This window comes from Streptomyces sp. NPDC002032, assembly GCF_042890765.1.
In the GTDB taxonomy this organism is placed as follows: Bacteria; Actinomycetota; Actinomycetes; order Streptomycetales; family Streptomycetaceae; genus Streptomyces.
Window position 1 is genome coordinate 56,349 of the sequence record NZ_JBIASM010000008.1, and the last position, 14,408, is coordinate 70,756.

Annotated in this window: 13 protein-coding genes; 7 read left to right on the plus strand and 6 right to left on the minus strand. The window is 74.9% G+C overall.

What is annotated here, in order from left to right:
- Positions 1 to 89: 89 nt before the first annotated feature.
- A complete protein-coding gene (locus tag ACFYYT_RS19930; protein ID WP_351818004.1) occupies positions 90 to 1,430 on the plus strand; it encodes a dicarboxylate/amino acid:cation symporter in 1,341 nt (446 codons plus the stop codon).
- Between the two features lie 377 nt (positions 1,431 to 1,807).
- Positions 1,808 to 2,716: a helix-turn-helix domain-containing protein gene (locus ACFYYT_RS19935; RefSeq protein ID WP_388608679.1), complete on the plus strand. Its 909-nt coding sequence runs from the start codon at positions 1,808 to 1,810 to the stop codon at positions 2,714 to 2,716.
- A gap of 33 nt (positions 2,717 to 2,749) precedes the next feature.
- Here ACFYYT_RS19935 and ACFYYT_RS19940 read toward each other — a convergent pair whose 3' ends face one another.
- Together ACFYYT_RS19940 and ACFYYT_RS19945 are read right to left on the minus strand one after the other, a co-directional pair.
- Complete coding sequence (locus ACFYYT_RS19940; RefSeq protein WP_351817998.1) at positions 2,750 to 3,160, minus strand: hypothetical protein; 411 nt, start codon at positions 3,158 to 3,160, stop codon at positions 2,750 to 2,752.
- Positions 3,161 to 3,228: 68 nt separating this feature from the next.
- Positions 3,229 to 3,615 (minus strand): VOC family protein, encoded by a 387-nt coding sequence (locus ACFYYT_RS19945; protein WP_351817995.1) that lies wholly within the window; start codon positions 3,613 to 3,615, stop codon positions 3,229 to 3,231.
- Between the two features lie 99 nt (positions 3,616 to 3,714).
- Here ACFYYT_RS19945 and ACFYYT_RS19950 point away from each other — a divergent pair, with 99 nt between their 5' ends.
- Together ACFYYT_RS19950 and ACFYYT_RS19955 are read left to right on the plus strand one after the other, a co-directional pair.
- Positions 3,715 to 4,062: a GntR family transcriptional regulator gene (locus ACFYYT_RS19950; RefSeq protein WP_351817992.1), complete on the plus strand. Its 348-nt coding sequence runs from the start codon at positions 3,715 to 3,717 to the stop codon at positions 4,060 to 4,062.
- Positions 4,059 to 5,111, plus strand: coding sequence for a DUF1648 domain-containing protein (locus tag ACFYYT_RS19955; protein WP_351817989.1), 1,053 nt, complete (start codon positions 4,059 to 4,061; stop codon positions 5,109 to 5,111). The genes ACFYYT_RS19950 and ACFYYT_RS19955 overlap by 4 nt, the downstream gene beginning before the upstream one ends.
- On the opposite strand, the gene ACFYYT_RS19960 is transcribed toward ACFYYT_RS19955, so the two are convergent.
- A complete protein-coding gene (locus tag ACFYYT_RS19960) occupies positions 5,096 to 5,845 on the minus strand; it encodes a hypothetical protein (RefSeq protein WP_351817986.1) in 750 nt (249 codons plus the stop codon). The genes ACFYYT_RS19955 and ACFYYT_RS19960 overlap by 16 nt on opposite strands.
- Positions 5,846 to 6,150: 305 nt before the next feature.
- Between ACFYYT_RS19960 and ACFYYT_RS19965 the strand changes: the two genes are divergently transcribed.
- Positions 6,151 to 8,013, plus strand: coding sequence for an AMP-dependent synthetase/ligase (locus ACFYYT_RS19965; protein WP_351817983.1), 1,863 nt, complete (start codon positions 6,151 to 6,153; stop codon positions 8,011 to 8,013).
- Positions 8,014 to 8,150: 137 nt separating this feature from the next.
- A complete protein-coding gene (locus ACFYYT_RS19970) occupies positions 8,151 to 9,791 on the plus strand; it encodes an alpha/beta hydrolase (RefSeq protein WP_351817980.1) in 1,641 nt (546 codons plus the stop codon).
- A gap of 30 nt (positions 9,792 to 9,821) precedes the next feature.
- Here ACFYYT_RS19970 and ACFYYT_RS19975 read toward each other — a convergent pair whose 3' ends face one another.
- Together ACFYYT_RS19975 and ACFYYT_RS19980 are read right to left on the minus strand one after the other, a co-directional pair.
- Positions 9,822 to 10,985, minus strand: a complete 1,164-nt coding sequence (locus tag ACFYYT_RS19975) for a lipase family protein (protein ID WP_351817977.1) — start codon at positions 10,983 to 10,985, stop codon at positions 9,822 to 9,824.
- 189 nt (positions 10,986 to 11,174) lie between these two features.
- Entirely contained in the window at positions 11,175 to 12,122 is a 948-nt protein-coding gene (locus ACFYYT_RS19980) for a helix-turn-helix domain-containing protein (RefSeq protein WP_351817974.1), read from the minus strand.
- A 106-nt stretch (positions 12,123 to 12,228) separates the two neighbouring features.
- Here ACFYYT_RS19980 and ACFYYT_RS19985 point away from each other — a divergent pair, with 106 nt between their 5' ends.
- On the plus strand, positions 12,229 to 13,260 hold the full coding sequence (locus tag ACFYYT_RS19985) for a saccharopine dehydrogenase NADP-binding domain-containing protein (RefSeq protein WP_351817971.1): 1,032 nt from the start codon (positions 12,229 to 12,231) through the stop codon (positions 13,258 to 13,260).
- A gap of 79 nt (positions 13,261 to 13,339) precedes the next feature.
- Here the strand turns inward: ACFYYT_RS19985 and ACFYYT_RS19990 are convergent, their stop codons facing one another.
- A complete protein-coding gene (locus tag ACFYYT_RS19990; RefSeq protein ID WP_351817968.1) occupies positions 13,340 to 14,350 on the minus strand; it encodes an AraC family transcriptional regulator in 1,011 nt (336 codons plus the stop codon).
- Positions 14,351 to 14,408 lie beyond the last annotated feature (58 nt).

The following is a 14,408-nucleotide window of genomic DNA, read 5'->3' on the forward strand; positions in this document are numbered from 1 at the left end:
TCCCCGGCCGGCCCGGCCCCTTTCCGGCTGCCGCCGCACCGCATCCCTCGCAGAAACCTTCCGCCGTACGTCGTGCGTCCCCCCGGAGAGTGTCCGTGTCCGCGTCCCCCCAGGCCCAGGCTCCCGCCAAGGCCTCGTTCAAGTTCCCGTTCTGGGCCCAGATAGTCGCCGGCCTCGCGCTCGGCGTCCTCTTCGGCTGGCTCGCCCGCAGCCAGGACGTCAGCTGGCTCAAGACCACGCTGGAGCAGGTCGGCGACATCTTCATCCAGCTCCTGAAGCTGGCCGTCGCGCCCCTCGTCTTCTTCGCGATCCTGGTGTCCATCACCAACCTGCGCAAGGTCAACAACGCCGCGCGGCTCGCGACCCGCACCCTGCTCTGGTTCATGATCACCTCGCTGATCGCGGTGGCCATCGGCCTCGCCATCGGCCTGCTGACCGACCCGGGCGCCGGCACCGGCCTCACCCCGGCCGACGGCAAGGAGCCCAAGCGGCACGGCTCCTGGATCGACTTCCTGACCGGCATCGTGCCGAAGGACATCATCACGCCGTTCACCGAGCTGAACGTGCTGCAGATCGTCTTCCTCGCCGCCGTCGCGGGCATCGCCGCCCTCCAGCTCGGCAGCAAGGCCCAGCCCGTCCTGAACCTCGCCGAGTCGGTCCTCGAACTCCTCCAGAAGGCCCTGTGGTGGGTCATCCGCCTCGCCCCGATCGGCACCGTCGGCCTCATCGGCACCGCCATCGCCAGCTACGGCTGGGACCTGATCGGCAAGTACGCCACCTTCACCGCCGACATCTACATCGGCTGCGCGCTCGTGATGTTCGGCGTGTACCCGCTGCTGCTCGCGACGGTCGCCAAGGTCAACCCGGTCCAGTTCTTCAAGGGCGCCTGGCCGGCCATCCAGCTGGCCTTCGTCTCCCGCTCCTCGGTCGGCACCATGCCGGTCACCCAGAAGGTCACCGAGCGCCTCGGCGTCCCGAAGGAGTACGCCTCCTTCGCCGTCCCGTTCGGCGCCACCACCAAGATGGACGGCTGCGCCGCGATCTACCCGGCGCTCGCCGCGATCTTCATCGCGAACATCTTCGACGTGCAGCTGGGCATCAAGGAGTACCTGCTCATCGCGTTCGTCTCGGTCGTCGGCTCCGCCGCCACGGCCGGCCTCACCGGCGCGACCGTGATGCTGACCCTGACCCTCTCCACGCTGGGCCTGCCGCTGGCCGGCGTCGGCCTGCTGATGGCGATCGACCCGATCCTGGACATGATGCGCACCGCCACCAACGTGGCCGGCCAGGCCGTCGTCCCGGTCATCGTCGCCGCCCGCGAGGGGATCCTGGACAAGGAGGCGTACGCCGCCGCCTCGTCCTTCCCGCTCGACGGACCGGCCGCCGAGCCGGCCGCCGCGGAGCCGGCGAAGGTCCCCGTCGCCGCCTGACGCCCCGAGGCACCCGTACACGCCGCAGCCCCCGCCCCCGTCCGGGCGGGGGCTGCGGCGCGCGTGCCACCGGATCCCGGGTTCCCGCGACGCGGTGGGGGCGTCGGGAACGGGCCGGAGGGCGGGGGGAACCGGGACGCGGGGGGCCGCGATCCGGTTCCGCCCGATGTCTCCTGATGAAAAGTACGGAAGGTAAATCCAACCCACCGAACCCCTCCGGCTCCCCGGTAACTCACATGGGTGAACGGTCCCAACTTGACTGGATTTCCTGGTGGTTGGCTGGCATATGCTCGCCCCGCCACCGCAGAAATGAGACGGCCCCCGCCGGGACTGGCATCCCGGGCGAGGGCCTAACCAACTAGGAACACACCTTCCCAATGGCTCTTCAGCACCTTAGCGCGCACGCGCGCTCCGCGTCCCGGCCTCGCTCCGGAACCCCCCGATCCGGTGTCGTCCACGTCAATGTGCGGCACGCCGATCACTACACCGTGGTCGGCAACCACCTGGCCCAGCACCGGGCGTTGTCGCTCGTGGCGATCGGCCTCGCGCTCCACATCCAGTCGCTGCCCGCCGGTGCCAAGGTCGGCATCAAGGCGCTCGCCGACCGGTTCCCCGAGGGGGAGGTCCGGATCGCGGCCGCCCTGCGGGAACTGGAGGCGCACGGGTACCTGGAGCGCAGCCGCGTACGGACCCCCGAGGGGCGGGTGCTGACCCGGACGGTGTCCTACAACCGCCCGCGCGGCGCTCCGCTCCCGCAGCCGCCGCAGCCGCTCCCGCTCCCGCAGCCGCCGCCGGCGACACCCGTACCCGAGACCGTACTTGAGCCGGTACCCGTATCCGTGCCGGTCGTGGTTTCCCCGCCGGTGCTCGCCCCGGTGCCGGAGGTGGAGGCGGAGTGTGGGGTGGCGCCCGTGCGGGCGGAGGCCGTGGATCTGCTCGCCCGGCTGCGGGCCGACGACCCGCGCCTCCTGCTCGCCGAGCGCGACGTACGCCGCCTCGCGCCCGGGGTGTCGGGCTGGCTCGACCGGGGGGCCGATCCGGAGGCCGTGCGGCAGGTGCTCTCGGCGAGCCTGCCCGCCGACCTCCGGCATCCTGCGGCCCTGATCGCGCACCGCCTGAAGGCCGGGATCCCGCCGCGGATGCCCGCACCGGCCGCCCCCGACGCGCACGCCCGGCGGCCCGATCCGCTCCAGACCTGCGACGGCTGCGAACGGGCCTTCCGGGCCCCCGCTCCCGGCCGCTGCCGCGACTGCCCGCCGGATCCGGCTCCGCCGGCCGTGGCCTGAGGGCAGGCCCGGCCCGCGGCTACCGGCTACCGGCTACTCAGGGCACTTGAGGCAGTCCCACGGGCTCCACGGCTGTCCGGGGGCCATCCGGACCGTGCCCCAGGCCTTGTCCCAGGTGCTCGTGGCGTAGACCATGATCGCGTCCGGGTGGCCGGGGTCCGGGCGTTCCTGGATGCCGACCGCGCTCTTGGCGGGACCGCCCAGGGACGTCCACCCGCTCCACTTGCCGTTCGTCGTGTAGCGGGTCCAGATCATGTAGTCGGTGCCGACCAGGAACTGTTCCTTCTCGCCGCCCGGCAGGGCGTGCTTGGTCACCCCGTACTCACAGATGTAGATGCCGCCGCCCCCCGCGGTGCAGTGGTCCGCCGCCCGGGCCGGCACGGTGGCCAGGGTGAGTCCGGTCATGGCGAGGGCCGCCAGTACGGCTGCCTTGATCCTTCGCATGTTCTCCGTTGCTCCTTCGTCACGCGCCGGGAACTGGTGGTCGGTCAGTTCCCGTACGCGTGTCCACTCTAGGAGGCGGCGGCGGAGGTCCGTTCGGCGGCCGAGCGTTCGACGCAGAACTCGTTCCCCACGGGGTCCGCCATCGTCACCCAGCCCGCGCCGTCGGGCTTGCGGTGGTCGCCGACGACGGTGGCGCCGAGCGCGAGGAGGCGCTCGACCTCCTCGTCGCGGGTGCGGTCCTGCGGCTGGAGGTCCACGTGCAGGCGGTTCTTGACCACCTTCGCGTCGGGAACCGCGATGAAGAGCAGGGCCGTGCCGGCCGAGGTCACCAGGACCTCCGGGTCGCCCGGGAGGTCGTTCTCGGCGATGGTCCCGTCCAGGACGGCGGCCCAGAACCCCGCCAGGGTGTAGGGGTCGGCACAGTCGAAGGTCACGTGTCGTACGAGAGAGGCCATGGCGGCACTATCGGCCGCCCCGAGGGCGTTGTCCACCGGGATTCGGACGTTGGATCAACTCCGGCCGGTGCTGGGCATGGTGCTACGTTCACTGGCATCATGTTGCTGAGGCTGAACACCGCGGACGGGAGTCCGCTCCACGAGCAGGTGGCGGGCGCGCTCCGGCGCGCCATCGCCGAGGGGGAGTGCGCGCCCGGGGACCGGATCCCGCCCGCGCGGGACCTCGCGGGCGCGCTGGGGGTCAATGCCAACACCGTGCTGCGCGCGCTGCGGACGCTGCGCGACGAAGGGCTGCTGGAGTTCCGGCGGGGCCGCGGAGTGACCGTCGCCGAGGGGGCGGACGGGCGCTCCGGGGTGCTGGAACGCGTACGCGCTCTGGTGGCGGACGGGGCGCGGCTCGGCTACAGCAGGGCCGATCTCATCGAAATGATCGGGGAGTTGCCGTGAAGGACCGTGCGGGGTGGGGCGTGGCCGGCTGGACGGCCGGGGTGCTGGTGGTCCTGGTGGCGCTGCCGTGGGCCGCGAGCGGGAGGCTGCCGCGGCGGCTGGCCACGCACTGGCCGGCGGGATCCGGTGGCCCGGACGGCTCGATGCCGCTGTGGGCGGCGGCCGCCGTCCCGGCGGGGGTGTGGGTCCTGCTGGTCGGTGGCGTCGTCCTCGGGCGGCGGCTCGCGGGGCCGGGCGGCTGGGTCGCCGGAACGCTGGGCGGCGCCGGGGCCGGGCTGGCCGGTGGGCAGGCCGCGATCGTACGGGCCAACCTCGACCGGGCGGACTGGCGGCAGGCCGGGCCGATGACGGGGTGGGCCGTGGGGGTCGCGGTGGCGGCCGTACTGATCGCGCTCGGCGGGGCGCTGGCGGGCCGCCGGGACGCCGCGCAGCCGGTGCCCGACGGGCCGGTGCTGCGGATCCCGGACGGTGAACGGCTCGTCTGGCTCTCCCGGGAGAGCAATCCGTGGCTCCGGCTGGCCGGTGCCGCGTGCGGGCTGGTGGCGGTGGGCGCGGCCCTGGCGGTACTGGCCGGACTGACGGGCCCGGCATGGGCGGTGGCCCTGCCGGCCGGCTTCGCCTCGCTGGCCCTGCTGGGCTGCTCCTCGGTCCGGGCCCGGGTGACGGTACGGGGCCTGGAGGTGGCCCTCGGCCCGCTGGGGCTGCCGGTGCGCAGCTGGCCCGTGCGGGCCATCGAGTCGGCCCGCGCCGAACACCGCACCCCCGCACAGGCGGGCGGCTGGGGCTACCGCATCAACGGCCTGGGCACGACGGTGATGCTCCGCGGCGGCGAGTGCCTGGTCATCCGCGCGAAGGGCCGCGACTTCGCCGTCTCCGTCCCCGACGCCGCCCGCGGCGCGGCCCTGCTGAACACCCTGGCCGCCCGCCGGACGGCATCTTCGGCCGCGGCGCCGGCGGCCCACCCCCGGACGGGTGCCCCGGCCGCCGCCCTGTTCGTCCGGGGGGCCGCCCGGGCCTGGCGGCGGGTCTTCGGTCAGGAGCGGGAGTAGGAGCCGAGTCCGATCAGGCAGTAGACGTACTGGTTGAGGACGCTGCCGTTGAGGGTGTAGCGGTACGAGAACGCGTACTCCGTGTCCGGATTGTTCTTGCACTGCTCCATGTCGGAGGAGAAGGGGAACCTCTCGATCACCTTGTAGTGCGCGTCGGAGGCCGAACAGGAGACCTCGTCCACGTTGTTGACGCGCTGGGCCGTCTCGGAGTCCGGGAGCTGGCCGTTGAGGCAGGTGCCCTTGTCGAAGGGGGTCGGGGCGGCGCTCGTCGGGGCGGGGGCCGGAAGGGCCGGGAGGGTGGGGAGCGCCGGCGGGGTCGGCCGGGTCGTCGGCTCGTAGGTGTACGTGGGGGAGTACGTGGGGGTCTGGTACGCGGTGGTGGCCGGGCTGGAGTACGTCGGGCTCGCCGAGGCCGTGTTGTTGGCGTCGTCGGAGTTGTCGTTGCTCGCCACGACCACGACGGCGATCACGACGGCCGCCGCGCCCAGGGCCAGGAGGCAGCCCAGGGGGCTCGACTTCTTCGGCACCGGGGGCGGGGCCGCTCCCGGGGCGGTGACGCGGACGCGGAGCAGGACCTCGTTGTCGCCGAAGCGGGCCCGGACGAGGTCGCCGTCCCGGGAGGGCGGGATGCGCAGGCGGGCCGTGCCGTTGGGCAGCGGGACGGTGACGATGGTGCCCTCGGCGGCCTGCTGCGGGGTGAGCGGTAACTGTATTTCCTGCGGTTGCGACGACACCGGACGCTCCTCACGGTGGACGGGAGTGCGGAAGCCGCCGGGCGGACCCCCGTGGGGATTGTGCCCGGCGGCCGCGGGCGGCCGCAGGCGTTCCGGGTCGCTGTTGCAGGGCGGTTACCCGGCGGCCCGGGGCGGGGCGGGGTGCTGTGCGCCGCCGCCGGGCCGGGGGTGCGGGGTCCCGGGGGCGCGGGGGTGTGTGGGCAGGGGGTGGGAGGTGGGTGAAGAAGCGGTCCGGGGGCTGGTCGGAGGGGGTTACCCGTGCGTAAATTACCGGCGGTAACTCCATCCCGACCGAGGAGAAAGCCGTGGAAGCCGAGCCGAAGCTGGTCGAGCCCGTCAAGACGACCGTCGCCGGGGTGGTGCGCGAGGTGTCGGTGCCCGCCCTCGCCCGGATGCCGGTGAGCGGCTCGCTCGGGGACCTTCCCTTCGAGAACGCCCGCCAGGCCCCGCACGAGCCCGTGCTCGCACGCAAGGGGCGCGACGGCGCCTGGCGGGACGTCACCGCCGCCGAGTTCGCCCACGAGGTGCTCGCCGTGGCCAAGGGGCTGATCGCCGAAGGGCTCCAGGAGGGCGACCGGCTGGCCATCATGGCCCGGACCACCTACGAGTGGACGCTGCTGGACTTCGCCGGCTGGGCCGCCGGGCTGGTCACCGTACCGGTCTACCCCACCTCCTCCGTCCACCAGGCGCGCTGGATCCTGCACGACTCCGGGGCCGTTGCCTGCGCCGTCGAGGACACCGTGCAGGCCCGCCTGATCAGCGCCGAGCGCGGCAACCTGCCCGGGCTCGCGCACCTGTGGGAGTTCGACACGGGCGCCGTCGCCCGGCTCGTCAAGGCCGGCGAGGACCTGCCCGACGCGATCGTGCACGCGCGCAGATCCACCCGTACGCCGCAGTCCATCGCCACGCTCGTCTACACCTCCGGCACCACCGGGCAGCCCAAGGGGTGCGTGCTGACCCACGGGAACTTCTACGCCGAGGTCGACAACGCGGTGGAGCTGCTCCACCCGGTGTTCAAGTCGGCCACCGACGACCCGGCCTCCACCCTGCTCTTCCTGCCGCTGTCCCACGTCTTCGGGCGCATGGTCGCCGTCGGCTGCATGCGGGCCCGCGTCAAGCTGGGCCACGCGCCGAGCATCGCCACCGAGGACCTGCTCGCCGACCTCGCCGGCTTCCGGCCGACGTTCCTGCTGGCCATCCCCTACGTCCTGGAGAAGGTCCACAACACCGCCCGTGCCACCGCCGAGAGCATGGGACGGGCAGCCTCCTTCGACCGTGCCTCCCGCATCGCGCAGAGCGTCGGCGAGGAGCGCAGCCGCGGCCGGCGGCCGTCGATGGCGCTGCGGGCCGCGCACGCCCTGTACGACCCGCTCGTCTACCGGCGGATCCGCGCGGCGATGGGCGGACGCGTGCGGTACGTGCTGAGCGGTGGCTCACCGCTCGGGCGGCGCCTCGCCGCCTTCTACACGGGCGCCGGGATCGAGGTGTTCGAGGGCTACGGGCTCACCGAGACGACCGCCGCCTCCACCGTCACCCCGCCGCTGCGGCCCCGCCTCGGCACGGTCGGCTGGCCGCTGCCCGGAACGGCGGTGCGCATCGCCGACGACGGGGAGGTGCTGCTGCGCGGGGCGCACGTCTTCGCGGGCTACTGGAACGTCGCCGCGCAGCAGCCCGGCGACTGGCTGCCCACCGGCGACATCGGCGAGCTCGACGCAGACGGCTACCTCACCATCACCGGCCGCAAGAAGGACATGATCATCACCTCCGGCGGCAAGAACGTCGCCCCCGCGCCCCTGGAGGACTGGCTGCGCGCCCACCCCCTGGTGGGGCAGTGCATGGTGATCGGCGACAACCGGCCGTACGTCACCGCCCTCATCACCCTCGAACCGGACGGGCTGTCCCACTGGCGGCAGATGAACAAGCGCCAGGGCGTCCCGATCCGCGAGCTGATCACGGACGAGGCGCTGCTGGCGGAGCTCCAAAGGGCCGTCGACGAGGCGAACGCGCTGGTCTCGCGCGCGGAGTCGATCCGCCGCTTCGCCGTGCTGCCGGGGGAGTTCACGGAGGGGCGGGGGCACCTGACGCCGTCGATGAAACTGCGCAGGGCCGCCGTCGCCCGCGACCACGAGCGGGAGATCGAGGACCTGTACCGCCGCCGCGACCGCTGAGGCGGGCCGAGCGCCGCGCCCGCCGCCCCCCGCCGCGCCTGCCGCCACCCCCGGCGTCGTCCGGCGGGCGGGTCCGGGGGGCGGCGCTTATCGTGGGCTGGGCGGATCGGTCCGGGGGGTCACCTGAGGAGGGTGGCGTGCACCGTTCCCGAGGCCGTACCCGTACCGCTGCCCGTACCCGTACCCGTACCGGTACCGCTGCCCGGGGCCTTACCGCCGCCCCGGGCCGTTCCCGTACCGTCGGGCGCCGGGCCCGCAGCGCCGCCGCCGCCTGCGCGGCCGTGCTGGCCGCCGGGCTCGGAGCCGCCCCCGCGCCCGCCCCCGGCCCGGCGCCCGCGCCCGCGGGGGCCGTCCGGTGGGGCGAGTGCCGTGAGCGGCCCGTCCCCGAGCGGATGCGGTGCGGGACGGTGACCGTCCCCCTCGACCACGACGACCCCGCCAAGGGGACCATCCGGGTGGCCCTCGCCCGGATACCCGCCTCGGCCCCCGGCCGGCGGCCCCTCGGCTCCCTGCTGCTGAACTTCGGCGGCCCCGGCGGCCGCGGCACCACCGCCCTGGCCGCCGACGCCGCGACCTTCGCGAAGCTCGGCGAGCGCTACGACCTCGTCTCCTTCGACCCCCGCGGCGTCGGCCTCAGCGCCCCCGTCTCCTGCGGCGGCTCCCAGCAGGTCGGCGACCTGGTCCCGGCCGACGCCGCCTCCCAGCTGGCCGCCCTGCGGGCCGTCGCCCGGGGGTGCGCCCTGCACTCCGGGCCCGTGCTCCCGTACGTCGGCACGGTCAACGTCGCCCGCGACCTCGACGCCATCCGCGGCGCGCTCGGCGACGAGAAGCTCAACTACCTCGGCTTCTCCTACGGCACCCGGCTCGGCGCCGTCTACGCCGCCCTCTTCCCGCGGCGCACCGGCCGCATGGCCCTCGACGGCGTCGACACCCTCGGTGAACCCCTCGCCGAACAGGCCCTGGTCTCCGCGCGCGGCCGCCAGCGCGCCCTGGACGGCTTCCTCGCCTGGTGCGCCCGCCGCCCCGGCCCGGCCGGCTGCGTCTACGGCACGGACGCCCGCACCGCCGGGGAGGCGGTCGAGGCCCTCGTCGAGCGGCTCGACCGGGAACCCCTCGTCGGGGACGACGGCTCCTGGTTCACCGGCCAGGACGTCGTCGCCGCACTCGCCACCGCCCTGTACGCGCCGGCCGGCCGGGCCGCCCTCGCCGACGCCCTCGCCCTCGTCGAGCAGCGCCACGACCCCACCGGGCTGATGCAGCTCGGCGGCCCCACCGCCGCCGCCCCCGAACCGGAAGCCGACCCCGGGGCCGGGCCCGCCCCGATCCCCGCCGACAACCCCGAGGCCGCCCTCACCGCCGTGAACTGCGCCGACGACCCCGACCGCGGATACGACCGGGCCGGGCCGGCGGCGGTCGCGAAGGAACTCGAAGAGCTGCGGCCGGAGTTCCGCAAGGCCTCGAAGATCTTCGGTCCGGGCCTGCTGGGCACCGTACTGTCCTGCTACGGACGCCCCGCCGGCACCGATTTCATCCGCCGGATCGACCACCCGGGCGCCCCGCCCGTGCTGCTCGTCGGCACCCGCGGCGACCCGGCGACCCCGTACGAGTGGACCCGGGAGACGGCCCGCCGGCTGGGCGCCGCCGTCGTCCTGGAGCACGAGGGCGACGGGCACACCGGCTACGCGGCCTCCGCCTGCGTGCGCGCCGCCGTGGACGGCTTCCTCACCGGCGGGCCTCTGCCCGCTCCCGGAGCGCGCACCTGCCCCGCCGGGCGCTGACGGCCCGGCGGGGTGCGGGTAGCTGGGGGGCTAGCAGTTGGGGTGCGAGGGGCGCCCCGCGAAGCGGTCCGCCATCCAGTCCCCGACCTCCACGGAGTGCGTGATGACCCCGCTGACGTGCTCACCCACCCAGATGGTGTCCCACTGCACGTCCGCGCCCTTCGCGCACCATTCGGAGCGCAACTGCCGCCCCACCGCGTACGGGATGAGCTCGTCGCCGAGCGCGTGGTACTGGTACACCGGCGCGGCCGGGGCCGTCCCGCCGAGCCGGCTGCGGTTCAGCCGGTCCTGCCAGTCCGGCTGCGCCAGCGGGTCGCGCGTGGTCAGGTCGGAGATCCGCTTGAAGGAGCCCGCGATGGCGTCGATGGCCACGCAGTTCTCCTTCATCCCGGCGACGAGGGCCTTGCCCGCCGGGTTCAGGTAGGAGTCGAGCCGCAGCTCCGGGTAGGCCGCGTCCTGCCCGGCCGCCGCCATGAAGATGAGCCCGGAACCGTACGAGCCGTTGTTGAACGCGGCCACCTTCAGCAGGTCCGCCGGGACCCCGCCGGTCGCCGTGCCCTTCACCTTCAGCTCCGGGGCGTACGAGCCCTGCAGTTCGGCCGCCCAGCTGCTGGCCTGCCCGCCCTGCGAGTAGCCCATGATCCCGACCGGGGTGTCCGTGCCCAGCCCCGCCTCGGGCAGCCGGATCGCGGCGCGGGCGGCGTCGAGCATGGCGTGGCCCGCCGAGGGGCCGACGGTGTAGGTGTGCAGGCCCGGGGTGCCGAGCCCCTCGTAGTCGGTCACGACCACGGCCCAGCCGCGCAGCGTGTACTGCTGGATGAGGTTGGCCTCCATGGCGGTGCCGTACGGGAGGTTGTTGCTCGGGGCGCAGGAGTCGCCCATGCCGACGGTGCCGACGGCATAGGTGATCAGCGGGCGCGGGCCGGTGCGGCCGTCCTGCGGGACGATGACGGTGCCCGAGACGACGTTCGGGGCGCCGTCGGCGGTGGTCGAGCGGTAATGGACCTTCCAGGCCTTGGTGTTGGTGGGCTGGCCGGGCAGCGGGTGGAAGGCGGAGGGGGCGCTGGCGACGACGTCACCGGGGCGGGCGGCGGCCTCGCCGTCGGCGGCCCGCGCGGCGCTCGCGGGGATCCAGGCCGAGACGGCCAGGGCGGCCACGGCGGCCAGGGCGGTGCCGGTGCTTCGGATGCGCATGGGCGGCTCTCCCGAGGGTCCGTGTGGGGTGGGTGAAGCGAAGGTAGTGACCGACCAGTCGGAATGTGGCTGACCGGGCAGCTCACCTTTCCTGACCCGGCCACCCACCCGCCCGCGGGCGCGCCGCCGTCCGTGCCGCCGTCCGTGCCGCCGTCCGCGTCGCCGTCCACGTCGCCGCCCCGCGGACGGTCAGGCCGGGAACTCGGCGCGGAAGGAGCGCCGGTAGGCGCTCGGGGAGACGCCGACGGTCCGCTTGAACTGGCGCCGCAGCGTCGTGGCGGTGCCCATACCGGTGGCGCGGGCGACCGCCTCCACGCTCTCGTCGGTGGACTCCAGCAGCTCCTGGGCGCGGCGTACCCGCTGGGTCAGCAGCCACTGGAGCGGGGTCTGGCCGACCACCGCCCGGAACTGCCGCCCGAGGTGGCGGGGGCTGGTGCGGGCCTCGCGGGCCAGGTCGGTCACCGTCAGCGGCCGGTCCAGGCGCTGCCCGGCCCAGGCGAGCAGCCGGGCCAGCCCGTGGTCGCCCGAGGTCTGCACGGGCGTGGCCACGAACTGCGCCTGCCCGCCCGGCCGGTGCAGCGGCATGACCAGCCGGCGGGCGACCGCGTTGGCGACGGCGGCGCCGTGGTCGAGGTGGATCAGGTGCAGGCACAGGTCCACGGCGGCCGCCTTGCCCGCCGCCGTCAGCACGCTGCCGTTGTCGGTGTACAGCACGTCCGGGTCGACCAGCGCCCGCGGATGGCGCGCGCGCAGTTCCGCGGCGTGCGCCCAGTGGGTGGTGGCCCGCCGCCCGTCCAGCAGGCCCGCGGCGCCGAGCACGAACGCCCCGGTGCACAGGGAGGCGACCCGGGCCCCGGCCGCGTGCGCCGCGCGTACGGCGTCGACCAGCTCGGGCGGCAGCGGCTCGTCCACGTCCGCGCAGGCGGGCACGATCACGGTGTCGGCCTCGGCCAGGCGCTCCAGCCCGTGCTCGGGCTCGACCGTGAACGGCCCGACGCGCACCGGACCGGGCCCGTAGAGCCGTACGTCGTACCAGCCGTCCGCGGCCTCGGCCGGGGGGTTTCCGAAGATCTCGTAGGCCACCGCCAGTTCGAAGTGCAGCAGGTTCCCGACGGCGGGCAGGGCGATCGTGGTCATGTCCGGAACTGTACGGGTGATGTCGTTCCGGACTCTCACGTCCGATGCGGCCGGCGGCGAGAGTAGGGGTGACAGGGACGCAGGAGAACGACGGAACGGGGCAACGATGAACCAGCGGCCGGTAGTTGTGGTGTACGGGGCGACGGGGCACACCGGCCGGTTCGTCCTGGCAGAGCTCCGCCGGCGCGGTCTGGCGGCCGTCGCCTCCGGCCGGGACGCGGCGCGGCTGGAGGCGCTGGCGGCCGAGTGGCCCGAGGTGGCCGTGCGGCCGGCCGCCGCGGACGATCCGGCCGCGCTGGACCGGGCCCTCGCCGGAGCGGCGGCCGTCATCAACTGCGCGGGCCCCTTCGCGGTGACGGCGGGCCCGCTCGTCGGGGCGGCCCTGCGCGCGGGGATCCCGTACCTCGACGTCGCGGCGGAGATCGAGGCGAACGCCGCGATGTTCACCGACCACGCGGAGGCGGCCCGTGCGGCGGGCGTGCCCGTGGTCCCGGCGATGGCCTTCTACGGGGGCCTGGGCGACCTGCTGGTGACGGCCGCGATGGGCGGGTGGACGGCGGCGGACACGGTCGACGTCGCCTACGGCCTGAGCAGCTGGCGCCCCACGGAGGGCACCCGCACGGCCGGGCGGGTCTCCCACGAGCGGCGCGCGGGCCGCCGCGTGCGGTACGCGGACGGCGCGCTGCGCTACCACGACGACGCGGCGCGCGAGGCGCAGTGGGACTTCCCGGAGCCGCTGGGGCGGCGGGCGGTGGTCTCGGAGTTCACGATGGCCGACGTCGTCACCGTCCCCAGCCACCTCGCCGTGCCCGAAGTCCGCACCCACATGGCCGTCGAGGCCGCACGGGACCTGGCGGGGGCGGACACCCCGGCGCCCGAGGCGGTCGACGGCCTGGGCCGCTCGGACCAGACCTTCGTCGTCGACGTCCGCGTCCGCGCGGGCGGCGTGGAGCGCCGGGCCACGGCGCGCGGGCAGGACATCTACGCGGTCACCGCGCCGCTGGTGGTGGAGGCCGTCCAGCGGGTCCTGTCCGGGCGGACCCGGACCACGGGCGTGGCCTCGGCCGGTGCGATGTTCGGCGCGGCGGATTTCCTGCGGGCGCTGGCCCCGCACGTGACGGTCGAACTCCCGGCCTGAGCACCGGCGGGCTCCGGGCGGCGGGCACGGCCGGTTCGGAGCGGCGGGCCCGGTCGGGGGCCGGCGGGACGCGCCCGGGTCAGCCGCCCGAGGCGATCCGGTACGCGCCCGGGGTGGTTCCCGTCCAGCGGCGGAAGGCGCGGTGGAAGGCGGTGTCCTCCGAGAAACCGAGCCGGGCCGCCAGTTCGGCGATCGGCTCCCCGCTCTCGGCCAGCCCCGCGATGGCCGCGTCCCGCCGTACGTGGTCCTTCAGCTGCTGGAAGGAGGTGCCCTCCTCGCGCAGCCGGCGCCGCAGCGTCGCCGGGGACACCGCCAGCCGGGCCGCGACCTCGCCCAGCTCCGGCAGCCGCGGCGACTCCCGCAGCCGCTGCGTCAGGCTCCGGCGGACCTGCTGCGCGACGGTGGTCCCGTACTCGGGCCGCGAGAGCAGGTCGAAAGGGGCCCGGCGGAGCATCGCGTCGAGCTCGCCCTCGTCCCGGACGAGCGGGGCGGCCAGCCAGTGCGCGTCGAAGACCGCACCCGTCAGCTCCGCGCCGAAGCGGACGGGGCAGCCGAAGAGGGTGGCGTACTCGTCGGCGTGCGGCGGCGGGGGATACGCGAAGGAGGCCTGGAGCAGGGGGATGCGGCGGCCGATCAGCCAGCTGCTCAGCCGGTGCCAGATCGCCAGCACGCACTCGCTGAGGAACCGTTCCTCGTCCCCGTCGAAGGCGTTGCGCACCGTGAACCGCGCCTGCCCGCCGCCGACGTCCAGCGCCAGCTCCGGGCCGTCCGGGAACAGCCCGTAGAACTCCGCGGCCCGCCGCACCGCCGCCCCCAGGTCCCGGCAGCCCAGGCAGGCGTGGCCCATCATCGTGAAGGTGCCCGGCCGGCTCGGCGCGGCCGACAGCCCGAGGAACTCGTCCTGCGTGGCCCGGTACAGCGCCCGGAACAGGCGCGCGAACTGCGCGGGCGTGATCCGCGCCCGGTCGTCGCCCAGCAGCAGCGGCGGGATCTGCGCCTCCTGGAGCAGGGGCACCAGGTCGAAGCCGCCGCGCCGCGCCCCCGCGAGCACGGCGCGCACGTGGTGCACGGTGATCGTCCGCCTCCCCATGGCTCCGACGGTAGCCCCAATGAGCGCTGAGGTCAGCGGGGGTGACGCTTCCGGTCAT